At 70.3% G+C, this 22,422-nt stretch carries 19 protein-coding genes; 10 read left to right on the top strand and 9 right to left on the bottom strand.

Annotated features, from left to right (window positions below; translation table 11 throughout):
• Window positions 1–45: 45 nt before the first annotated feature.
• A complete protein-coding gene (gene ppa, locus ACY0MJ_RS16020; protein ID WP_462639505.1) occupies window positions 46–603 on the bottom strand; it encodes an inorganic diphosphatase in 558 nt (185 codons plus the stop codon).
• A gap of 225 nt (window positions 604–828) precedes the next feature.
• Between ppa and ACY0MJ_RS16015 the strand changes: the two genes are divergently transcribed.
• Window positions 829–2,895, top strand: coding sequence for a sodium-translocating pyrophosphatase (locus ACY0MJ_RS16015; RefSeq protein WP_462639504.1), 2,067 nt, complete (start codon window positions 829–831; stop codon window positions 2,893–2,895).
• Between the two features lie 42 nt (window positions 2,896–2,937).
• Here ACY0MJ_RS16015 and ACY0MJ_RS16010 read toward each other — a convergent pair whose 3' ends face one another.
• Window positions 2,938–3,516, bottom strand: coding sequence for a TetR/AcrR family transcriptional regulator (locus tag ACY0MJ_RS16010; RefSeq protein WP_462639503.1), 579 nt, complete (start codon window positions 3,514–3,516; stop codon window positions 2,938–2,940).
• Between the two features lie 77 nt (window positions 3,517–3,593).
• On the opposite strand from ACY0MJ_RS16010, the gene ACY0MJ_RS16005 reads away from it, so the two are divergent.
• Together ACY0MJ_RS16005 and ACY0MJ_RS16000 are read left to right on the top strand one after the other, a co-directional pair.
• Entirely contained in the window at window positions 3,594–4,406 is an 813-nt protein-coding gene (locus tag ACY0MJ_RS16005) for a metal-dependent hydrolase (RefSeq protein WP_462639502.1), read from the top strand.
• Window positions 4,407–4,547: 141 nt separating this feature from the next.
• Window positions 4,548–5,981, top strand: a complete 1,434-nt coding sequence (locus ACY0MJ_RS16000) for an aldehyde dehydrogenase family protein (RefSeq protein ID WP_462639501.1) — start codon at window positions 4,548–4,550, stop codon at window positions 5,979–5,981.
• A 102-nt stretch (window positions 5,982–6,083) separates the two neighbouring features.
• On the opposite strand, the gene ACY0MJ_RS15995 is transcribed toward ACY0MJ_RS16000, so the two are convergent.
• From ACY0MJ_RS15995 to ACY0MJ_RS15985, 3 genes are read right to left on the bottom strand one after another with little or no spacing between them, the layout of a single operon-like run.
• The gene (locus ACY0MJ_RS15995) at window positions 6,084–6,701 is read right to left on the bottom strand and encodes a hypothetical protein (RefSeq protein ID WP_462639500.1); all 618 of its coding nucleotides are present in this window, start codon (window positions 6,699–6,701) and stop codon (window positions 6,084–6,086) included.
• Complete coding sequence (locus tag ACY0MJ_RS15990) at window positions 6,698–7,864, bottom strand: M48 family metallopeptidase (RefSeq protein ID WP_462639499.1); 1,167 nt, start codon at window positions 7,862–7,864, stop codon at window positions 6,698–6,700. Before ACY0MJ_RS15990 ends, ACY0MJ_RS15995 begins: the two co-directional genes overlap by 4 nt.
• An 8-nt stretch (window positions 7,865–7,872) precedes the next feature.
• Window positions 7,873–8,586: a hypothetical protein gene (locus ACY0MJ_RS15985; RefSeq protein ID WP_462639498.1), complete on the bottom strand. Its 714-nt coding sequence runs from the start codon at window positions 8,584–8,586 to the stop codon at window positions 7,873–7,875.
• A gap of 187 nt (window positions 8,587–8,773) precedes the next feature.
• On the opposite strand from ACY0MJ_RS15985, the gene ACY0MJ_RS15980 reads away from it, so the two are divergent.
• The 4 genes from ACY0MJ_RS15980 (at window position 8,774) to moeA (ending at window position 12,741) form a co-directional block, all read left to right on the top strand.
• Window positions 8,774–9,535: an SDR family oxidoreductase gene (locus ACY0MJ_RS15980; protein ID WP_462639497.1), complete on the top strand. Its 762-nt coding sequence runs from the start codon at window positions 8,774–8,776 to the stop codon at window positions 9,533–9,535.
• 196 nt (window positions 9,536–9,731) lie between these two features.
• Window positions 9,732–10,847 carry a GTP 3',8-cyclase MoaA gene (gene moaA, locus ACY0MJ_RS15975; protein ID WP_462639495.1) on the top strand — a complete coding sequence of 372 codons (1,116 nt, stop codon included), beginning with the start codon at window positions 9,732–9,734 and terminating at the stop codon, window positions 10,845–10,847.
• A 26-nt stretch (window positions 10,848–10,873) separates the two neighbouring features.
• Window positions 10,874–11,479 (top strand): molybdenum cofactor guanylyltransferase MobA, encoded by a 606-nt coding sequence (mobA, locus tag ACY0MJ_RS15970; protein WP_462639494.1) that lies wholly within the window; start codon window positions 10,874–10,876, stop codon window positions 11,477–11,479.
• Complete coding sequence (moeA, locus tag ACY0MJ_RS15965) at window positions 11,476–12,741, top strand: molybdopterin molybdotransferase MoeA (RefSeq protein WP_462639492.1); 1,266 nt, start codon at window positions 11,476–11,478, stop codon at window positions 12,739–12,741. Before mobA ends, moeA begins: the two co-directional genes overlap by 4 nt.
• 32 nt (window positions 12,742–12,773) lie before the next feature.
• Here moeA and ACY0MJ_RS15960 read toward each other — a convergent pair whose 3' ends face one another.
• Window positions 12,774–13,808 (bottom strand): porin, encoded by a 1,035-nt coding sequence (locus tag ACY0MJ_RS15960; RefSeq protein WP_462639491.1) that lies wholly within the window; start codon window positions 13,806–13,808, stop codon window positions 12,774–12,776.
• Window positions 13,809–14,389: 581 nt separating this feature from the next.
• On the opposite strand from ACY0MJ_RS15960, the gene proV reads away from it, so the two are divergent.
• Genes proV through proX form a run of 3 tightly spaced genes read left to right on the top strand, consistent with a single transcriptional unit; the run spans window position 14,390 to window position 17,848 of the window.
• Window positions 14,390–15,589: a glycine betaine/L-proline ABC transporter ATP-binding protein ProV gene (gene proV, locus ACY0MJ_RS15955; RefSeq protein ID WP_462639490.1), complete on the top strand. Its 1,200-nt coding sequence runs from the start codon at window positions 14,390–14,392 to the stop codon at window positions 15,587–15,589.
• Window positions 15,590–15,623: 34 nt separating this feature from the next.
• Window positions 15,624–16,847 carry a glycine betaine/L-proline ABC transporter permease ProW gene (gene proW / locus ACY0MJ_RS15950; RefSeq protein WP_462639489.1) on the top strand — a complete coding sequence of 408 codons (1,224 nt, stop codon included), beginning with the start codon at window positions 15,624–15,626 and terminating at the stop codon, window positions 16,845–16,847.
• Window positions 16,847–17,848, top strand: coding sequence for a glycine betaine/L-proline ABC transporter substrate-binding protein ProX (gene proX, locus ACY0MJ_RS15945; protein WP_462639487.1), 1,002 nt, complete (start codon window positions 16,847–16,849; stop codon window positions 17,846–17,848). The genes proW and proX overlap by 1 nt, the downstream gene beginning before the upstream one ends.
• A gap of 3 nt (window positions 17,849–17,851) precedes the next feature.
• Here the strand turns inward: proX and ACY0MJ_RS15940 are convergent, their stop codons facing one another.
• The 3 genes from ACY0MJ_RS15940 to ACY0MJ_RS15930 form a co-directional block, all read right to left on the bottom strand.
• Window positions 17,852–18,937 carry a WD40/YVTN/BNR-like repeat-containing protein gene (locus ACY0MJ_RS15940; protein ID WP_462639486.1) on the bottom strand — a complete coding sequence of 362 codons (1,086 nt, stop codon included), beginning with the start codon at window positions 18,935–18,937 and terminating at the stop codon, window positions 17,852–17,854.
• A 1-nt stretch (window position 18,938) separates the two neighbouring features.
• Window positions 18,939–19,208: a MoaD/ThiS family protein gene (locus ACY0MJ_RS15935; RefSeq protein WP_462639485.1), complete on the bottom strand. Its 270-nt coding sequence runs from the start codon at window positions 19,206–19,208 to the stop codon at window positions 18,939–18,941.
• A 61-nt stretch (window positions 19,209–19,269) separates the two neighbouring features.
• Window positions 19,270–22,419, bottom strand: coding sequence for an efflux RND transporter permease subunit (locus ACY0MJ_RS15930; protein ID WP_462639484.1), 3,150 nt, complete (start codon window positions 22,417–22,419; stop codon window positions 19,270–19,272).
• Window positions 22,420–22,422: the final 3 nt, after the last annotated feature.

Raw genomic sequence — 22,422 nt, 5'->3', positions numbered from 1 at the left:
TAGGGTGGCGATGAGCGCAGCGAACCCCACCGCTCCCGCGTTGCCTCACGCGGCCTTGGGAAACTCCTGCGGGTGCGAGCGGCGATAGGCCTCGATGCCGTCCAGCACCTCCTTCTTCGCGCTTTCCGGGCCTTCCCAGCCCAGGACCTTCACCCACTTGCCGGGCTCCAGGTCCTTGTAGTGCTCGAAGAAGTGGGCGATGGTCTTCAGGCGCAGCGGGTTCAGGTCTTCCGGTTTCTGCCACTGCGTGTAGATCGCGAGGATCTTGTCGGTGGGCACGGCCAGCACCTTGGCGTCGTCGCCGGCCTCGTCCTGCATCTTCAGGATGCCGATGGGGCGGCAGGGCACCACCACGCCGGGGATCAGGGGCACGGGCGTGATGACCAGCACGTCGACCGGGTCGCCGTCGCCGCTGATGGTCTTGGGCACGTAGCCGTAGTTGGTCGGGTAGTGCATCGACGTGCTCATGAAGCGGTCGACGAAGATCGCGCCGGTTTCCTTGTCCACCTCGTATTTCACGGGATCGGCGTTCATCGGGATCTCGATGATCACGTTGAAGGCTTCGGGAACGTTCTTGCCAGGGGTGACGAGGTCGAGGGACATGTTTTCGTGGTTTGCGAGGACCGCTTGGGTCGGTGGAAACCCTGATTTTAGTTGGAGCGGCCACACGTTCGGCACGCGGTCATTGGTGTGTAAAGCGCCCGGTTGTATAGTCCAGCCGTTGGCCAATCGTCTCCTGGACACGGAGCCACGAGGAAGCAACGCAGCGGGGGCACCGCGGCGTTGGCGCCCTCGCAAAGACTCAGCGAAACGACAGGAGAAACTTCAATGACTGGCAACTCGGCGCTGATCCTGGCGCTCGTCTGCGGCCTGGCGGCCGTGGTTTACGGCTTCTGGGCCCGCAGCTGGATCCTCGGCAAGGACGCGGGCAATCCCCGCATGCAGGAAATCGCCGCCGCCGTGCAGGCCGGCGCCGCCGCCTACCTGGCGCGCCAGTACCGCACCATCGCGATCGTCGGCGTGGTCCTGGCGATCCTCATCGCGATCTTCCTCGACGGCAGGACGGCCGTGGGCTTCATCATCGGCGCGGTGCTGTCCGGCGCCTGCGGCTTCATCGGCATGAACGTCTCCGTGCGCGCCAACGTGCGCACAGCGCAGGCGGCCACGCAAGGCATCGGCCCGGCGCTGGACGTCGCCTTCCGCGGCGGCGCCATCACCGGCATGCTGGTGGTCGGCCTGGGGCTGCTGGGCGTGACGGGCTTCTACTGGTTCCTGGCCGGCAACGGCCAGCTGACGCCGGACCTGAAGCTGGCCAACATGCTCAACCCGCTGATCGGCCTGGCCTTCGGCGCCTCGCTCATCTCCATCTTCGCGCGCCTGGGCGGCGGCATCTTCACCAAGGGCGCCGACGTCGGCGCCGACCTGGTGGGCAAGGTGGAAGCCGGCATCCCCGAGGACGATCCGCGCAACCCGGCCGTGATCGCCGACAACGTGGGCGACAACGTCGGCGACTGCGCCGGCATGGCCGCCGACCTGTTCGAGACCTACGCCGTGACGCTGATCGCGACCATGGTGCTGGGCGCCCTGCTCGTGGCCGCCGCGCCCGTGAACGCGGTGCTGTACCCGCTGGCGCTGGGCGCCGTGTCGATCATCGCCTCGATCATCGGCTGCTTCTTCGTGAAGGCCTCGCCGGGCATGAAGAACGTGATGCCCGCGCTCTACAAGGGCTTGATCGTCGCCGGCGTGCTCTCGCTGATCGCCTTCTTCTTCGTCACGAAGTGGCTGATCCCCGACAACGCGATCCTCGCGACCGGCAGCCAGATGCGCCTGTTCGGCACCTGCGTCGTGGGCCTGGCCCTCACCGGCGCCCTGGTGTGGATCACGGAGTACTACACGGGCACGCAGTTCCACCCCGTCAAGCACATCGCCGAAGCCTCCACCACCGGGCACGGCACCAACATCATCGCGGGCCTCGGCGTGTCGATGAAGTCCACGGCCTGGCCCGTGATCTGCGTCTGCATCGCGATCGTCGTGTCGTACTGGCTGGCCGGCCTGTACGGCATCGCCGTCGCCGCGACCGCCATGCTGTCCATGGCCGGCATCGTGGTGGCCCTGGACGCCTACGGCCCCATCACCGACAACGCCGGCGGCATCGCCGAGATGTCGGAGATGCCCGCCGCCGTGCGCGACATCACCGACCCGCTGGACGCCGTCGGCAACACGACCAAGGCGGTGACCAAGGGCTACGCGATCGGTTCCGCCGGCCTCGCCGCGCTGGTGCTGTTCGCCGACTACACGCACAAGCTGGAGAGCTACGGCCACCAGATCAGCTTCGACCTGTCGGACCCGATGGTGATCGTGGGCCTGTTCATCGGCGGCCTGATCCCCTACCTGTTCGGCGCCATGGCGATGGAGGCCGTCGGCCGCGCCGCCGGCTCGGTGGTGGTCGAGGTGCGCCGCCAGTTCCGCGAGATCGCCGGCATCATGGCCGGCACCGGCAAGCCGCAGTACGACGTCGCCGTCGACATGCTGACCAAGGCGGCCATCAAGGAAATGATGGTCCCGTCGCTGCTGCCGGTGGTGGTGCCGATCCTGGTCGGCCTGCTGCTCGGCCCGAAGGCGCTGGGCGGCCTGCTGATGGGCACGATCGTCACCGGCCTGTTCGTCGCCATCTCCATGTGCACGGGCGGCGGCGCCTGGGACAACGCGAAGAAGTACATCGAGGACGGCCACCACGGCGGCAAGGGCTCGGAAGCGCACAAGGCCGCCGTGACCGGCGACACCGTGGGCGACCCCTACAAGGACACGGCCGGCCCCGCGGTGAACCCGCTGATCAAGATCATCAACATCGTGGCGCTGCTGATCGTGCCGCTGGTGGTGAAGTTCCACAGCTGACGCGGCAGTCGCAAGGCAACGGCCCGCTTCGGCGGGCCGTTTTCATTTTGCGGCGACTGCCTTCACCAGCGCTGTCGCTGCCGCCGTCAGCTGCGGCAGCTCCTCCACCTTCCCGTCCTCGATGGCCTGCAGCACGAGCTCGTGGATGCCGCCGACGACGGCCATGGCCAGGTCCGGCGGCACGTGCCTCACCACCGCGACCATGTAGTCGGCGATCTCCCGGTTCACCCGCCGGCGGGCGGCCAGCCCTTCCGGCCCCAGGTGCAGGATCTCGATGAACAGCGTGCGCATCAGCACCGGGTTGCTCGCCATGCACTCCAGGTAGGCGTGCAGCGCCCGCTCCACCTGCCGTTCCCAGCCCTGCGCCGGATCGATGGCGCCGTGCAGCACCTTCAGCGCGTTGTGGCTGGCGGCCTCGTAGAGGGCGACCAGGCACTCGGCCTTCGTGGAGAAGTGCTCGTAGAAGGTGCGCCGCGACACGCTGGCCTCGCGCACGATGTCGGCGATGGTGGTGTCGGCGTAGCCCTTGCGCGCCACCGCGACCGCCATGCCTTCCAGCAGCCGGCTGCGGTGCTGGTGGGTCGTCGTGTCGGGCTCCAGGGTGGCGAAATCCGAGGGCATGGCCCGATGGTACTTGACAGTACCGCCCGCCGCCTCCACCATTGGTACGCCTTCGTACCAAGTCTTTTCCGAACCGCATGACCGATCTCGTCGTCCGCCGCCTGCTCGTGGACATGGAAGCGCCGATCGCCCGCCACTGGTGCGCGGGCGACGCGTTCCGCACCGCCCTGTTCAACGCGCTGTCGATGAGCTTTCCCGTGGGCGAGCAGTTCTTCATCGACTCCGTGCGCAACGGCTTCAAGGCCTTGCCGCCCGAGAAGCAGGAGCGCTTCCGCGCCGAGGTGCAGGGCTTCATCGGCCAGGAGGCGACGCACCGCCGGCTGCACGCCCTCTACAACGCCCACCTGGACAAGCTGGGCCTCGTCAACGACTGGGAGCCGCGCATCCGCGAGCGCAACAAGCGCCTGGAGGGCATCGACGTGCGCCACTGGCTCGGCATCACCGCCGCCAACGAGCACTTCACCGCGATCTTCGCGGACTTCATGCTGCACAACGCCGACCTGCTGGGCGACCAGGACGCGCGCCTGAAGACGCTCTGGCTGTGGCACAGCGCCGAGGAATCCGAGCACAAGAGCACGGCCTTCGACCTGTACCACGCCCTGGGCGGCAGCTACGAGTGGCGGGTGAAGTGGATGCGCACCGTGACCTTCTTCTTCCTGCTCGACACCCTGCGCCAGACCTTCAACAACCTGCGGCGCGACGGCACGCTGTGGCGATGGAGCACCTGGAAGAGCGGCTTCAGCTACCTCTTCGGCAAGCGCGGGCTGGTCCGCCTGACCTACACGCCCTGGCGCGCCTACTTCCGCCGCGACTTCCACCCGAGCCAGCAGGACGCGAGCGCCTCGACCCGCTGGCTGGCGGAGCACAGCGACCGGTACGTGCCGGTCTGACCGCCATTGCGGCCTCGAGCCGCAATCCACCGGTGGCGTCGCGCCACGCATGCATGGATCCCGGGTCAAGCCCGGGATGACATCCGTGGCTTGTCATTGCGGCCTCGAGCCGCAATCCACGGCTTTGGGCACAATCCGCCCATGCAGCTCCATTTCATCGGCAACACCTCCGTCCGCTCCGTCTCCGAGCGCACCCTGCCCGTCATCGACCCGTCGGACGGCCAGCCCTACGACACGATCCAGCGTGGCACCGCGGAAGACATCGATGCCGCCGTGCGCGCGGCGCGCCAGTGCTTCGAAGGGCCCTGGAGCAAGCTGAGCGCGGCCGAGCGCGGGCGCCTGCTGATGCGCCTGTCGCTGAAGGTCTCCGAGTGCGTCGACGAGCTCGCGGCCATCGAGCAGCGCGATTGCGGCAAGCCGACCAAGCAGGCGCGCGCCGACGCCGTCGCCCTGGCGCGCTACTTCGAGTTCTACGCCGGCGCCTGCGACAAGCTGCACGGCGAGACCCTGCCCTACCAGGACGGCTACACGGTGCTCACCTGGCGCGAGCCGCACGGCGTCACGGGCCACGTGATCCCCTGGAACTACCCGATGCAGATCTTCGGCCGCAGCGTCGGCGGCGCGCTGGCCGCCGGCAACGTCTGCGTGGTGAAGCCCTCGGAAGACGCCTGCCTGTCGCTGATCCGCGTGGCGCAGCTGGCCGCCGAGATCGGCTTCCCGGCCGGCGCCATCAACATCGTCACCGGCTATGGCCACGAGGTCGGCGATGCGCTCGCGCGCCATCCCGGCATCGACCACATCAGCTTCACCGGCAGCCCGCGCGTGGGCACGCTGATCCAGCAGGTGGCGGCCGAGCGGCACTGCCCCGTCACGCTGGAGCTCGGCGGCAAGAGCCCGCAGATCGTCTTCGCCGACGCCGACCTGGAGCAGGTGCTGCCCGTGGTGATCAACGCCATCGTGCAGAACGCCGGCCAGACCTGCTCCGCCGGTTCGCGCCTGCTGGTCGAGGAGAGCCTCTACGAGCCGCTGCTGGCCCGCCTGGGCGAGGCCTTCACGCGCCTGCGCGTGGGCCCCGCGGCGATGGACCTCGACGTCGGCCCGCTGATCCGCCAGACGCAGCAGCAGCGCGTGTGGGACTTCCTGTCCGATGCGCAGCACGCCGGCATCCCGGTGGTGGCGCAGGGCACGGTGGTGGACGAAGCGCCCGAGGCCGGCTACTACCAGGCCCCGACGCTGCTGCGCGACGTGCCGGTGACGCACCGGCTGGCGCAGGAGGAGGTGTTCGGCCCGGTGCTGGCGGCCATGAGCTTCCGCGACGAGGACCACGCCGTGGAACTCGCCAACGCCACCCACTTCGGCCTGGTGGCCGGCATCTGGACGCGCGACGGCAGCCGCATGCTGCGCATGGCCAGGCGCGTGAAGAGCGGCCAGGTCTTCATCAACAACTACGGCGCCGGCGGCGGCGTGGAACTGCCCTTCGGCGGGGTGAAGTCGTCGGGCTACGGGCGCGAGAAGGGGTTCGAGGCGCTGTACGGGTTCACGACCTTGAAGACCGTGGCGATCAAGCACGGGTAGGGTCTTGTCCTTGTCATTGCGGCCTTGAGCCGCAATCCACTGCATGCGTGGTGCCATGCATGCATGGATCCCGGGTCAAGCCCGGGATGACATGCTCTCCTTTCAGGACTTCGGCGCCGCCTTGATCCTCGCCGTCTTCACCACCTCTTCCGCCATCGGCAGCAGCCGATGGAAGAACGACAGCTTCGGCGCGACGAAGGTCGCCGCGTAGAGCTCCTCGCCCCACATCGGGTCCGGCTTCACCGCGACCCAGCCCACGCCCAGCATGTTCAGGTCGTCCTTGCGGCGCGCGAGCGTGAACTCGAAGCGCACGCCCTGCTGCCCGGCGAACTCCGCCGGCGCCACCTTGGTGATCGTGACCGTGCCCGCCGTCGCGTAGAGCTCCTCGAACAGCCGCACCAGCTTCTCGGGCGTCAGGCCTTCGCGGAAGGTCGGCACGCGCGGCTGCTTCGCGTCCTCGGCACGCGAGAACACGGCCGGTCGCGTCATCAGCGGCTGTCCCGGCCGCACGCCGCCCCACAGGCGCAGGTGGTCGAGCGGGATGCCCTCCTGCGTCCAGGTGTCGTAGGGATCCACGTCCCACGGGTCGCTCACCCGGTTCCAGGCGCTGGTCAGGTGCACGGCCAGGCGCTGGTTCACCACCTCCTCGCCGTCCATGCGCTGCACGTTCGCGCAGCCCGCGAGCAGCAGCACCGCCACGAGCATCCACCAGCGCTTCATCGCTTCATCTCCGCCAGGTAGCCGCGCACCATCTCCGCGTCGGGCGCGTCGGGCGCCTGCGCGAGGTAGGTCTCGAAGGCCGGCACGGCCGCGGCCGGCTCGTTGCGGTGGCGATGGATCAGGCCCAGCGAACGGAAGGCGAGCGCGGGCGCGGCCGGCAGCCGGGCCGCCGCCTCCAGGTCGGCCAGCGCCTTGTCGGCGTCGCCGGCCTCGTCCCGCAGGCGCAGCACCTCGCCGCGCGCGAACAGCACCTCGGCGTCCTTCGGGTTCTTCTCCAGCATGCGGCCGAACAGCACCAGGCTCTCCTCGTACTGGCCGCGCTTGATCTCGTCCTGCAGCCAGCCGAAGCGCAGCGGCGCGATGGCCGCGTGGAAGCGCTCGGCGCCGGTCACGCCGCCGGCATCGCCCGCCAGTTCCAGCAGTTCGTCGCGCCGCCCCGCCGTCGTGGGGTGCGTCTCGAACATGTCGCCGCGCTGGCCGGCTTCCTTGCCGCCGGTCACGCGCATCTCGGCCAGCAGGTTGTCCCAGACCGTCGCCGCCTCGCGGCCGTCGTAGCCCGCCTCGCGCAGCAGGCGCATGCCCATGCGGTCGGCGCGCGACTCGTGCTCGCGCGAGAAGGCGAACATGTTGGCGGCCAGCCCCATCTGCCCGATGAAGGTGCCGATGCCGCCCACCATGCCGACCATGGTCGACAGCACCGCGGTGTCCTTCTGCGCCCGCAGCTGCTCCACCGTGTGGCGCTCCATGTAGTGGCCCAGCTCGTGGCCCAGCACGGCGGCCAGCTGCGCCTCGTTGTCCACGCGCAGCAGCAGGCCGGTCCACACCAGCATCATCCCGTTGGGCGCCATCATCGCGTTGAAGTGCGGCACCCGCACCGCGTAGACGCGGATGTCGGGGCAGTGGCTCTCGGCCAGGCGGCACACCAGCCCGGTGAGATAGGTGTTGAGCGCCTTGTCCTTGATCGTGAGGGGGCTGCGCCGCACGCGCTTCTCCTCGCGGTCCATCATGCCCCACAGGCCGCCCTCGTCGGTGTTGGCCGCGGGACGGGTGAAGCGCGGCGGCACCTTGATCGCCGACAGGTCGCCGGCGAAGGCGGGCCAGGCCGCGAGCGCGGCCAGGCCGAGGCCGCACGCGCCGCGCAGGAAGGAAGCGGAAGTGTTCATGGTGGGGCTCATTGCGTGCGCGGGAAGCCCTTGAGCAGGGCCTCCACGGTTTCGACGGCCGGTTCGGGCTCGCGCAGGTCGCCGGACATGCGGTTCAGCCGGTGGAACCAGACCACGCGGCCGGTGTGCAGGTCCACCAGCGAGGCGTAGCCGGTCTGCTCGCCGCCGACGCTGATCGCGCCCAGCAGCGCCAGGGCCAGCATGGCCGCCTTGCGCTCGGTGCTCGCGTAGCTGTCGCGGATCCAGGTGAAGAGCGCGTAGTCGGCGCCCGTGCGCTCGCGGATCGGCCGCACGGCGTCGCCCAGCGACCAGTCGAGCGCCTGCCCCTTGGTGGCGAGCTCCATCAGGCCGCCGCTGTGGTGCATCGAGATCGCCTCCGCGACGGCGCGGTGGAGGTTGACGATCTCGCCGAAGTCCTCGGCCTGCGCGGCGTCGAGCTGCGTGAGGCGCGGCCCCAGGCGGTCCCGCTGCGTGGCGATCGCCGCGCGGAAATTCTTCTGCGCCGCCTCCGTCCAGTCGGCGCGCGGCTCCACCACGCCGCCGGCGCTGACGGAGAACAGCTCCATGTCGGGCGGCAGGACGAGCAGGCGGGAATCGGCGGCGCGGGTGGTGAAGCCGGGGGCGAGGTCGGGCGGCGGCCCTTCCTGGGCCTGCACCGCGCCTGCGGCCAGGAAGACAGCCGCCAGCAGCCAGCGGGTGGCGCGCGATGCGAACGCGGGCATGTGGTACTCCAGCCTCTTGGGTGATGCCGCGGGCCCGTCCGGGACCGCGGCGGAAAATCAGCAACAATAACTCTATGCAGAGGCACGCCCGGGTCCAGCACCCGGACGCGTGCCCCGGTAAATCAGTGCCGCGCCGCCCACAATTCACGGCGGCGTGCGCGTTAACCAACAAGGCAAGGAGCGGTCAATGCGGGTCCAGGACAAATCCATCATCGTCACCGGCGCGGGCGGCGGCATCGGCGAGGGCATCGCCCACCGGCTGGCGCAGGAAGGCGCCCAGGTGATCGTGAACGACATCGACGCGGCGCGCGGCGAGGCCGTGGCCAAGGCGATCGTCGCCGCCGGCGGGCGGGCCAGCTTCTTCCGCGCCGACGTCACCCGCTCGGCCGACGTGAAGGCGCTGGTGGAGGCCGCCGTGCAGCGGCACGGCAAGCTCGACGTGATGGTCAACAACGCGGGCTGGACCCACCGCAACCGTCCCGCGCTGGAGGTGAGCGAGGAGGAGTTCGACCGCGTCTACGCGATCAACATGAAGAGCATCTACCTCTCGACCATCCACGCCGTGCCGGCCTTCCGCGCCAACAAGGGCGGTTCCTTCATCAACATCGCCTCCACGGCCGGCGTGCGGCCGCGCCCGGGCCTGACCTGGTACAACGGCTCCAAGGGCGCCGTGATCACCACCAGCAAGTCGCTGGCGGCCGAATTCGGCCCCGACAACATCCGGGTCAACTGCATCAACCCCGTCTTCAACCCGGACACCGGCCTGTCGGCCGAGTTCGCCGGCGGCCCGGTGGACGAGGCCCGCCGTGCGAAATTCCTGGCCACCATCCCCCTGGGCCGCTTCTCCACCGCCATGGACGTCGCAAACGCCGCCCTCTACCTGGCCAGCGACGAAGCCGCCTTCATCTCCGGCGTCTGCATCGAGGTGGACGGGGCGCGCTGCGTTTGAGGTGGGTGGCTCGCAGCGGCCTTTTTGAACGCAGAGGGCGCAGAGATGACGCAGAGAACGCAGAGAAAGCCCCTTTTTTCTGAATTCTCTGCGTCCTCTGCGCAACCTTTGCGTCCTCTGCGTTCTTCCTCTATGCGAGGCCGGATCTTGACCGCAGTCATTTGGCGGGAATTGCCTCCAGCCGCACAATGCGTCCATGGCTGAACGCGTGATTCCGCTGGTGGACCAGCGCCTGAGGGCGCTGCAGGCCGTCGTGCCCGAGCGGCCGGTCGCGGCGACGGGGCTGGTGGCGGATACGCTGGGCCGGCCGCTGCGCGACCTGCGCATCAGCGTCACCGACCGCTGCAACTTCCGCTGCAGCTACTGCATGCCCAAGGAGGTGTTCGACAAGGACTACAAGTACCTGCCGCACGCCTCCCTGCTGAGCTTCGAGGAGATCACGCGCGTCGCGCGCCAGTTCCTCGCCCACGGCGTGCGCAAGATCCGCCTCACGGGCGGCGAGCCGCTGCTGCGCAAGAACCTCGAGGTGCTGGTGGAGCAGCTCTCCGGCCTGCGCACCGTCGAGGGCACGCCACCCGAACTGACCCTCACCACCAACGGCTCGCTGCTCGCCCGCAAGGCGAAGGCGCTCAAGGCCGCCGGCCTGCAGCGCGTCACCGTCAGCCTCGACGGCCTGGACGACGCCGTGTTCCGCCGCATGAACGACGTGGACTTCCCCGTGGCCGAGGTGCTGGAAGGCATCGCCGCCGCCCGCGAGGCGGGGCTGGGGCCGGTGAAGGTCAACATGGTCGTCAAGCGCGGCAGCAACGAGCACGAGATCCTGCCCATGGCGCGCCACTTCCGCGGCAGCGGCATCGTGCTGCGCTTCATCGAATACATGGACGTCGGCGCCACCAACGGCTGGCGCATGGACGAAGTGATGCCTTCGGCCGAGGTGCGCGCCCTGCTCGCTTCCGAATTCCCGCTGGTGCCGCTGGAAGCCGCCGCGCCCGGCGAGACGGCCGAGCGCTGGGGCTATGCCGACGGCGCCGGCGAGGTCGGCTTCATCAGCAGCGTCACCAAGGCCTTCTGCGGCGAGTGCAACCGCGCCCGCCTGTCCACCGAGGGCAAGCTGTACCTGTGCCTGTTCGCCAGCAACGGCTACGACCTGCGCTCGCTGGTGCGCGGCGGCGCGAGCGACGAGGAGCTGGCCTCCGCCATCGGCCACATCTGGCAGGGCCGCGGCGACCGCTACTCCGAGCTGCGCGGCACCCTGCCCGCCGACACCGGCACGGGCGGCCGCCGCATCGAGATGAGCTACATCGGCGGCTAGCTCCGCGCGGCGGTAACATCCGCCGCATGACGATCCCCCAGGACCAGATCACCGGCGTGATCCTCGCGGGCGGCCGCGGCACGCGCATGGGCGGCGCCGACAAGGGCCTGCAGAATTTCCGCGGCATGCCCATGGCGATGTTCACGCTGATGCGGCTGATGCCGCAGGTCGGCGAGGTGATGATCAACGCCAACCGCAACCTCGCGGCCTACGAATCCTTCGGCGTGCCGGTCTGGCCCGACAGCCTGTCCGACTTCGCGGGCCCGCTGGCCGGCATGCTCACAGCGCTGGAACGCTGCGAGAGCGACTACCTCGTCACCGTGCCCTGCGACACGCCCCTCTTCCCGCAGGACCTCGTGGCCCGCCTGGCCGAGGCGCTGGAGCGCGAGGACGCCGAGATCGCGATGGCGTCCGCCCCCGAGGAGGACGGCCAGATGCGCGCGCAGCCGGTCTTCTCGCTGATCCGGCGCGAGCTGATGGAGAGCCTGGTGCGCTTCACCCAGGGCGGCGGCCGCAAGATCGACGCCTGGACCGGCCAGCACCGCACCGTGCTGGTGCCCTTCGCCGATGCGGGCGCCTTCCGCAACGCGAACACGCTGGTCGAGCTGCACAAGCTGGAGCGGTCGTCGTGAGCACCATCGCGGAGATCGCGGCGCAGCTGCAGGGCTACGACCCGCAGGCACTCAGCGCCGACGCCGTCGGCGAATTCCTGGCGCGCCTGGTCACGCCGGTGGCCGACACCGAGACCGTGTCGCCGCTAGCCGCCCTCGGCCGCGTGCTCGCGCGCGACCTGGTCTCGCCGATCAGCGTGCCGCCGCACGACAACTCCGCCATGGACGGCTACGCCTTCGCCGGCGCGCAGCTCGCCGCCGGCGCGCTGCAGCTGGAAGTGGTGGGCACGGCGCTCGCCGGCAAGGCCTGGCAGGGATCGGTCGGCCCCGGCCAGTGCGTGAAGATCATGACCGGCGCGATCATGCCCGCCGGCCTCGACACCGTCGTGCCGCAGGAGTTCACGAAGACGCTGGACGACGGCCGCATCGCCATTCCCGCCGGCCTGCTGCAGCCCGGCGACAACCGCCGGCACAAGGGCGAGGACCTGATGGAAGGCCGCCCCGCCCTGCGCGCCGGCGAGCGCCTGGGCCCCGCGGCCTGCGGCCTGGTCGCGAGCCTGGGCATCGCGCAGGTCGAGGTGTTCCGCCGGCTCAAGGTGGCGTACTTCTCCACCGGCGACGAGATCCTGAGCCTGGGCGAGCCGCCGCGCGAAGGCGCCGTGTACGACAGCAACCGCTACACCGTGCACGGGCTGCTCGCGCGGCTGGGCTGCGAGGTGATCGACATGGGCGTGGTGCGCGACCAGCCCGAGCTGCTGGAAGACGCCTTCCGCGCGGCGGCGGCGCGGGCCGACGCCATCATCACCAGCGGCGGCGTCAGCGTCGGCGAGGCCGACTACACCAAGGCGATGATGAAGAAGCTGGGCGACGTCGCCTTCTGGCGCATCGCCATGCGCCCCGGCCGGCCGATGGCCGTGGGGCGCATCGGTTCCTCCGCGCTGTTCGGCCTGCCGGGCAATCCGGTCGCCGTGATGGTCACGTTCCTCGCCTTCGTGCGTCCCGCGCTGCTGCGCATGATGGGCGCGCGGCCGCAGCCGCCGCTGTACCTGAAGGCGCGCAGCGCCGAGGCGATGCGCAAGAAGCCGGGCCGCACCGAGTACCAGCGCGGCACCGTCGTGCGCACGGCCGACGGCGCGCTGGAAGTGCGGACCACCGGCAACCAGGGTTCCGGCGTGCTCAGCTCGATGGTGCAGGCCAACGGCCTCATCGTGCTGCACCACGCCCAGGGCAACGTCGCCGTCGGCGACGAGGTCGACGTGATGATGTTCGAGGGCGCGATCTAGCCGGGCCCGCCGCGCGGGCCCGGGGCTCACGCTCAGAACGCGTGGCTGATGCCCACGCCCCAGCGCGTCGTGCGCGGCGCGTTCGCCGGATCGGCCAGGCCCAGGTCCGCGTAGACCGTGGTGCGCTTGGACAGCGCATGTCCCACGCCGAAGCCGACGTGGTGGGTGGCGCCCGCGGTGCCGTAGCCTTCGAAGTCGCGGCCCCAGCCCAGCTTCCAGGTATTGGCGCCGCTCACGTGCGTCAGGCCCAGGGTCACGGCGCGCCGGCGCGCGTCGGTGTCGCCCAGGAAGGCGAGGCTCTCGTCCGACAACGAGGTCTGGCTGTAGCTGCCCATCAGCGTCGTCGCGCCCATGCGCCACGAGGCGCCGGCGAACCAGGTGCGGTCGTCCGCGCTGTTGCGCTCGCCCGCCAGCATCGCCGCGAACGGACCGCGCTCGTAGTTCAGCGAGGCGCCCAGCGCCCGCTTGCTGTCGCGGAATCCGTTGGCGTCCGGTGTCGTGTCCTTCTCCACGCCGACGGCCGCATGCACGGCCAGCCCGCCGAACGTGGGCGAGTCGTAGAAGATGCCGTTGTTCAGGCGCGAGTAGTCGCCGATGGGACCGTTGTGGTGCGGCTCGGTGCGGTAGGACGGATGGAAGATCTGCCAGGCCGGCGACGCGATGCGGTCGAAGTTGGCCCAGGGATCGAAGGCCCAGTCGTGCGCCCACATCGGCGTGAGCGCGCGGCCGAAGCGCAGCGCGCCGAAGCCGCCGCGCAGGCCCACCGTGGACTCGCCGTAGAAGAACGGCCGCGCGCCGCTCGCCTCGACGAGGCCCGTGTCGACGTCGAAGCGGTGCTGCAGGTGGAAGGTCGCGGCCAGCCCGCTGCCCAGGTCCTCCTCGCCGCGCACGCCGAGGTAGCTGCGCTGGATCGTTCCGAGTTGCGTCGGGCCGCGGTTGCTGTCGTGGATGCCGGCGTCGACGAAGCCGTACAGCGTGACGCCGGACGACTGCGAGGGGGCAGCGAGGACCGCGGGGGAAGCGGCGGCGAAGGCGCAAAGCGCGAGGATGACGTTTCTGTTTCTCATTGAGCTCCGGTTGTTGGATGGCAAGCGAGAGGCCGCATGGGCCGGGACACGGCCGCCTGGGGCGGCCGCAGCGGGTGCGTGCGTGGCACGCGGTGGGGAGCCCCGCCGCGGCGGGGCGTGGCAGGATGCGAAGCGCCGCGCGGGCGCACCTGCCGGAGGCGGCGGCCGCCGCTGCAGGATGCAGGGTGGGACGCGCGCCAGGGGCCGGCGCGGCGGTGCCGCTCCAGCCCGGGCTTGCTATTGTACAAATGCAATCCCGCACGGCTGTCCGGGATGGCCCCGATCCGGCCGCCGGCACCGAGCCGTTATAATTTGCACAAATGCATGTCGCCGCCCGGCCATCGGGCGTGCTGCATGCGGAGGCACGGCCCCCTTTGCGATGCGGGTCCGTGCCGCGGGCGCAACCCGCGCAGCCGGCCTTCCGGCCGGCGCCGCGCCCTGACTCGCCGATCAGCCCCCTCGACCAGGCCCGCTGACCGGCCCCTCCACCGTCCCGCCGCCGCTTCCGCCGAACCGCGCCCTTGCGCCGCGGGACGCGGTCCGGTGGGGCGTCTTCATCCATTCGTCGGGAGCAACGACCCATGGCAAAAGAAATCCTCATCGACCACGTCTTCAAGGTCTTCGGCGACGAACCCGAGGAAGCGCTCGCGCTCGCCCGGCAGGGCGTGAGCAAGCAGGACATCCTGGCCCGCACCGGCCAGTCGATCGGCGTCTTCGACGCCAGCTTCCGCATCGCCGCCGGCGAGATCTTCGTCGTCATGGGACTGTCAGGTTCCGGCAAGTCCACGCTCGTGCGCCTGCTCAATCGCCTGATCGAGCCGACGGCGGGGCGCATCGCCGTCGAGGGCGACGACATCAACGCGTACTCGCCACGCCGCCTGCGGGCGCTGCGCCGCAAGGACATCAGCATGGTGTTCCAGTCCTTCGCGCTGATGCCGCACCTGACGGTGCGCGAGAACACCGCCTTCGGCCTGGAGCTCGCCGGCGTGGGCAAGCGCGAACGCCTCGCGCAGGCCGACGAGGCGCTGGAGCTGGTGGGGCTGGCGGGCTGGGGCGACAGCTACCCCGACGAACTCTCCGGCGGCATGCAGCAGCGCGTGGGCCTCGCCCGCGCCCTCGCCTCCGATCCGTCCATCCTGCTGATGGACGAGGCCTTCTCGGCGCTGGACCCCATCATCCGCACGGAGATGCAGAGCGAGCTGCTGCGCCTGCAGAAGGTGCGCCGCCGCACCATCGTCTTCATCTCGCACGACCTCGACGAGGCCATGCGCATCGGCGACCGCATCGCCATCATGAAGGACGGCCACGTGGTGCAGGTCGGCACGCCCGAGGAGATCCTGCGCGCGCCCGCCGACGACTACGTGCGCAGCTTCGTGCGCGGCGTCGACGCGGCGGCCGTGTTCAAGGCCTCCGACATCGCGCGCGAGGGCACCGTCGTGGTCGCCGAGCAGGACGCGCGGGGCTGCCGCGCCGCGCTGAAGATGCTGGAGGACCGCGACCGCGACTACGCCACCGTGGTCGGCCCGGACCGCCGCTTCCACGGCGTCGTGTCCGCCGACTCGTTGCGCGCCGCGCTCAAGGGCCACGTGGGCCCGCTCGGCCTGCAGCACGCGCTGCTGCCGGAAGTGCACACGATCGCCGCCAACCACGCCGTCAGCGAGCTGTTCGGCCAGGTGGCCCAGGTGCCCTGGCCCGTGCCCGTGGTCGACGACCAGGGGCGCTACGCCGGCGCCATCAGCAAGAACACGCTGCTGAAGTTCCTCGACCGCGGTGCCGACTGAGCGCCGCGACCCGCAACCAAGCTTCGCCGACCTGATGAACGAGACTCCCGAAACCCCGGTCATGATGGACCCGTCCGCGGCCGCCATCGCCGCGCCTCCCGAAGCCGCGCCCATGGACACCTCGCCCATGGACGCGGCGCTCGCCGACACCGCGCCCCCCGATCCCTGGGCCGCCACCGAAGGAGACGCCGCTGGCGCCGTCTCCTCCGACGGCGGCTCGCCCTGGGGCGACGCCGGCCAGCCGGCCGCCGACACGGACTGGCTCGCCACGCCCGCCGATGCGGCCTCCGCCGCCGGCGACGATCCCGGCTTCCAGCTTTCGTCCCTGTGGGACGGCTCCATGCCCATCGAGACCTGGATCAACCACGGCCTGGACTGGGTGGTGCAGCACTTCCGGCCCGCCTTCCAGGCCGTGCGCGGCCCGATCGACGCCACGCTGTCCGGCGTCACCGGCCTGCTGCAGAGCCCGCCGCCGCTGGCGCTGACCGTGCTGGTGGGCCTGCTCGCGTGGCAGTTCGCCGGCCGCGGCATCGCGATCGGCGCGGTGCTGTCGCTGCTGGCCGTCAACGCGCTGGGCATCTGGCCCGACGCGATGGTGACGCTGTCGCTGGTGCTGACCTCGCTGGTGTTCTGCCTGGTGCTGGGCCTGCCGCTGGGCATCCTGCTCGCGGCCAGCGACCGCGCGCAGCGCTGGACGCGCCCGCTGCTCGACGCGATGCAGACGACGCCCGCCTTCGTCTACCTGGTGCCCGTGGTCATGCTGTTCGGCATCGGCAACGTGCCGGGCGTGATCGTGACGATCGTGTTCGCGCTGCCGCCGCTGGTGCGCCTGACCGCGCTGGGCATCCGGCAGGTGCGGCCCGACCTGGTCGAGGCCGCGCGCGCCTACGGCGCCTCGCCCTGGCAGCTGCTGGTGAAGGTGCAGCTGCCGCTGGCCATGCCCTCGATCATGGCCGGCATCAACCAGTCGCTGATGCTGTCGCTGTCGATGGTGGTCGTGGCTTCCATGATCGCCGTCGGCGGCCTCGGCCAGATGGTGCTGCGCGGCATCGGCCGGCTCGACATGGGCCTGGCCACCGTGGGCGGCGTCGGCATCGTGCTGCTCGCGGTCACGCTGGACCGCATCACGCAGGCGCTGGGCCAGACCCGGCGCGCCGCCGGCCGCTGGTGGCACGGCGGCCCCGCCGGGCTCGTCGCTCGGCTGTTCGCCCGCCGCCAGGCGGCTTCCCTTGTTCTCAACCCCGAAAGGAAACCCTGATGACCTTGTCCAAGCATCGCACCCTGGCCGGCCTCGCCGGCGCCGCCCTGCTCTGCCTCGGCCTGGCCGCCCCGGCCGCGGCCGCGAAGCTGCCCGGCGAAGGCGTGCGCGTGCAGCCGGTGAAGAGCTCGCTGCCCGAGGAGATGTTCCAGACCCTGCTCGTGATGCGCGCGCTGGAAAAACTCGGCTACGACGTGCAGCCGGTCAAGGAGCTGGAGTACGCGACCTCGCACGTGGCGCTGGCCAGCGGCGACGCGACCTTCCTCGCGAGCCACTGGAACCCGCTGCACGAGGACTTCTACAAGAACAGCGGCGGCGACGCCAAGCTGTTCCGCCACGGGGAGTTCTCGGGCAACGCCGCCCAGGGCTACCTGGTGGACCGCAAGACCGCGGAGAAGTACCACATCACCAGCCTGGACCAGATGAAGGACCCGAAGATCGCGAAGCTGTTCGACAACGACGGCGACGGCAAGGCGGACCTCACCGGCTGCAACCCGGGCTGGGGCTGCGAGCGCGCGATCGAGAAGCACCTGGACAAGTTCGGGCTGCGCGGCAGCATCACGCACAAGCAGGGCAGCTACCCCGCGCTGATCGCCGACACCATCGCGCGCTTCAAGCAGGGCAAGCCGATCTTCTACTACACCTGGACGCCCTACTGGGTGAGCGCGGTGCTGCGCCCGGGCAAGGACGTCGTGTGGCTGCAGGTGCCTTCGTCCGCCGATTCGAAGACCCGCCTGGCCAACGGCAAGGACTACGGCTTCGTGATCAACAAGCAGCAGATCGTCGCCAACAAGGCGTTCGCGGATGCGAACCCGGCGGCGGCGAAGCTGTTCTCGGTCATGCAGCTGCCGGTGGGCGACATCAACGCGCAGAACCTGCGCATGAGCCACGGCGAGAACAAGCCGGCCGACATCGAGCGCCACACGGACGCCTGGATCAAGGCGCACCAGAAGACGTTCGACGGATGGATCGCGGAGGCGATGAAGGCGGCCGGCGCCTGAGCTTCAGGCGAAGCGCACGACGGCGATCGGCGGGAGGTCGCGCGAGAGGCAGGTCCAGCTCTCGCCTGCATCCTCGCTGACCCACAGGCCGCCGGTGGTGGAACCCATCGCCAGCGTCCTGCCGTCGTCGGCGCAGGCCAGCCCGTGGCGATACACCAGGTGGTAGGCATCGCGCGCTGGCAGGCCCTCGCCGTGGCTGCGGAAGCTGGCGCCGCCGTCGCGCGTCTCGTTCACCACCATGCGGCCGTCCACCGGCATGCGCTGCTGGTCGGAATGCGCCGGCACGAACCAGGCGCGCTGCGGGTCCGTCGGATGCGCGGCCACCGCGAAGCCGAAGGCGCTGGGCGCCGGTTTCGGCAGCGGCTGCCAGTGCATGCCGCCATCGGTGCTGCGGTACAGGCCGCCGTGGTGCTGCGCCCAGACGACGTCCGGCTGCGCCGCGCAGGCGGAGAGCCGGTGCACGTCCTGCACGCTGCCGTCGTGGCGCCGCTCCGGCGGCATGTATTCGCCGGCGTCCATGCCTTCGGAGGTGTTCGCCCAGCTCGCGCCGCCGTCGCGCGTCTGCCAGACGCCGGCGCAGGAGATGGCGAGCGTCACGTGCGCCGCATCGCGCGGATCCACCAGGATCGAGTGGATGCCCGCGTGGTCGTAGCCCCCGCCGAACCATGCGCTGCGGCCGGGCTGCAACCAGAGGCTTTCCACCAGCTGCCAGCTCTCGCCGCGGTCGTCCGAGACGAACAGGCCGGCCGGCAGCGCGCCGGCCCAGAGCCGTCCGCCGCCGGCTTCCAGCGCCCACACCATGTCGACCGTCCACGGCGTCGGGTCGTCCTTCCACGGGCCTTCGGTGGGCTTGGGCGGGAAGGCCGGCGCGGCGACGTCCTGCCAGCTGGCCCCGCCATCGCTGCTGCGCTTGAGCTTCACGCCGAAGTGGCCGAGTCGCAGCGCCGCGTACCAATCGCCGGTGTCCGCATCCACCGCGAACTGCGTGACCGGCTCGCCGGGGAAATGCGGGCGGCCGAGCTGCCAGCCTTGCGGCGAGCGGCGGACGTCGATCAGGCCCTTGCGCGTGCCGACCTGCAGCTTCTGCATATCAACCTCCGGTCAGTGCCTGGATGACGTGCACGCGGTCCTGCGGCTGCAGGGGGCGCGTCAGGTCGGTCCGGCTCGGGATCATCTCGCCGTTGACGAACACCGCCACGTGCTTGCGCACCGCGCCCTGCTCGTCCAGCACGTAGGGCCGCAGCGCCGGCGCGGCGGCGAAAGCGGCATCCAGCACATCGGCGAGCGACGCCGCCGGCACGTCCTGCCGCGGGCAGGCGACGTGGCGCGTGAGCGCGGGGGCGAATTCGACGGTGGGCATGGGAGGGGGATTGCACACCGGGCGGAGCATCTGGTCAACAGCCGAACAGCCGGTTCCCGCTTTACTTGGCGACCAGGTCGTGCGGCAGGTGCGCCGGCTCTTCCTTCGCCACCGCCTTGTTCGCCCCCGGCACTTCCTTGCGCGCCAGCAGCGTGTACATGGTCGGCACCACGAACACCGTCAGCAGCGTGCCGAGCGACATGCCGCCCACGATCACCCAGCCGATCTGGGTGCGGCTTTCGGCGCCCGCGCCGCGGGCGAGGGCCAGCGGCACGGCGCCCAGGACCATCGCGCCCGTGGTCATCAGGATCGGGCGCAGGCGCTGCGAGGCGGCCTTCACCAGCGCGTCGACCATCTCCATGCCTTGCTCGCGCAGCTGGTTGGCGAACTCCACGATCAGGATGCCGTGCTTGGTGATCAGGCCCACCAGCGTGATCAGGCCGATCTGCGAATAGACGTTCAGCGACCCGCCCGACCACTTCAGCGCCAGCAGCGCGCCGATCATCGACAGCGGCACGGACAGCATGATCACCAGCGGGTCGACGAAGCTCTCGAACTGCGCCGCCAGCACCAGGAAGATGAACAGCAGCGCCAGCACGAACACGATGGCGAGCGCGCCCTGCGAATTCCGGAACTCGCGCGAGGTGCCGTTCAGGTCCGTGGTGTAGCCCGTCTTGAGCACCTTGGCCGCCGTCTCGTCCATGAACTTCAGCGCCTGCCCCAGCGAATAGTCGGGCGCCAGGTTGCCGGTGATCGCCACCGCGCGCCGCTGGCCGAAGTGGTTCAGCTCGCGCGGGCTCACGCTCTCGCGCGTGGTCACCAGCGCCGACAGCGGGATCATCGTGTTGTCGCGGCCGCGCACGTAGATGCGGTCGATGTCCTCCGGCGTCGTGCGGCCGCTCGCCTCGGTCTGCACGATCACGTCGTACTGCTCGGCGTCACGCTTGTAGCGCGTGACCTGCCGGCCGCCCAGCATCGTCTCGAGCGCGCGGGCCACCACGTCGACGCCGACGCCCAGGTCGGCCGCCTTCGTGCGGTCCACGTCGATGCGCAGCTCCGGCTTGTTCAGGCGCAGGTCGACGTCGACGCCCTGGATGCCCGGGTTCTTCGCGATCTCGTCGAGGATCTGGCGCGTCACGCGGTTCAGGTTCTCGTAGCTGTCGGAAGTCTGGATCACGAAGTTCAGCGGCCGCTCGCGGAAGCCCTGCCCCAGAGAGGGCGGCGTCACCGGGAAGGCGTTCACGCCCGGCAGCGCGTTGAACTGCGGCCCCAGCTCCCGGGCGATCTCCAGCGTGGTGCGCTTGCGCTCGTCCCAGTCGATCGTGCGGTAGACCACGCTGCCCTGCGACACCGTCGGGTTGCCCAGGCTCGCGAAGATGCGGTCGAACTCGGGGTACTTCTGGCCCATGCGCTCCAGCTCGCGCGCGTAGCGGTCCGTGTACTCCATCGTGGCGCCGTCCGGCGCGTTGATGCTCGCGAGGATGGTGCCGCGATCCTCCAGCGGCGACAGCTCGGACTTCATGGTCGGCCAGACCAGCGCGATCAGTACAGCGTTGAGCACCATCACGGCCACGATGATCCAGCGCGCCTGCACCAGCTTGCCCCTCCAGCCGCCCTGCGCGCCGCCCGCCGGCCGCCAGCGCGCCGTCACCACCCAGCGCAGCACGCGCGCGTAGCCGTCCTGCAGCGCCGTCAGCCAGCGCTCCATGTGGCTGTCGAACCAGGTCGGGTTGGGGTTGTGGCGCAGCAGCTTGGAGCACAGCATGGGCGTGAGCGTCAGCGCCACGAAGCCGGACACCAGAACCGAGCCGGCCAGCGCCAGCGCGAACTCGACGAACAGCCGGCCCGTGCGGCCGGGCGTGAAGGCCAGCGGCGCGTACACGGCCACCAGCGTCATGGTCATCGTGATGACCGCGAAGCCGATCTCTCGCGACCCTTTGATCGCTGCCGAGAACGGGTCCAGCCCCTCCTCGATGTGCCGGAAGATGTTCTCCAGCATCACGATCGCGTCGTCCACCACCAGGCCGATGGCCAGCACCAGCGCCAGCAGCGTCAGCGTGTTGATGGTGAAGCCGGCCAGCGCCATCATCGCGAAGGTGCCGATCAGGCTGACGGGGATCGTGACGATCGGGATGATCGAGGCCCGGAAGGTGCGCAGGAACACGAAGATCACCAGCGCCACCAGCCCGATGGCCTCGGCGATGGTGCGGTACACGTTGCGCACCGAGCGGTCGATGAACAGCGAGTTGTCGTTGGCGACGTCGATGCTGATGTCCTGCGGCAGGTCGGCCTTCAGCTTGGGGATGATCTCGCGCACGCCCTGCGCCAGCGTCAGCGGGTTGGCCGTCGCCTGGCGGATCACGCCGGTGCCGATGGCCGGCTTGCCGTTCAGGCGCATGCCGCTGCGCACGTCGGCCGGCGCCTCCTCGACGCGGGCGACGTCGCGGATCTTCACCGGGAAGCCGTTGACGTTGCGCACCACGATCTCGCGGAACTGCGCCGGGTGCACGAGGTTGGTGTCGGAGGTGACGCTGAACTCGCGCTGCTGCGACTCGATGCGCCCGGCCGGCACCTCGAGGTTGCTGCGGCGGATCGCGTCCTCCACGTCCTGCGTGGTCAGGCGGTAGCCGGCGAGCTTGTCCGGGTCGAGCCAGACGCGCATCGCGTACTTGCGTTCGCCGTAGATGCGCACGTCGGCGACGCCCGTCACCGTCTGCAGGCGCGGCTTGACGATGCGGTTGACCAGGTCGTTGATCTCCAGCGGCGAGCGGCTGTCGCTGGTGAAGGCGAGCCACATCACCGGGAAGGCGTCGGCCTCCACCTTGGCGATCACGGGCTCGTCGATCTCCTGCGGCAGCTTGTTGCGCACGCGCGAGGTCCGGTCGCGCACCTCGGCGGCCGCGGCGTCGGCGTCCTTCTCCAGGCGGAAGCGCACGGAGATCTGCGTCTCCTCAGGCCGGCTGATGGACGTGATGACGTCCACGCCGTCGATGCCGGCGATGGAGTCCTCCAGCGGCTTGGTCACCTGCGACTCGATCACCTCGGAGGAGGCGCCGGCGTACTTGACGCGCACGGTGACGACGGGCTCGTCGATCTTCGGGTACTCGCGCACCGGCAGTCGGTCGAAGCTGACCAGGCCGATCAGCACGACCAGCAGCGACAGCACCGTGGCGAACACCGGCCGGCGGATCGCGATCTCGGGCAGTTGCATGGA

The organism is Ramlibacter sp. bp-362, assembly GCF_054956735.1.
Note: the sequence above shows the minus strand (reverse complement) of the source record. Positions and strands in the feature narration are given on the sequence as shown.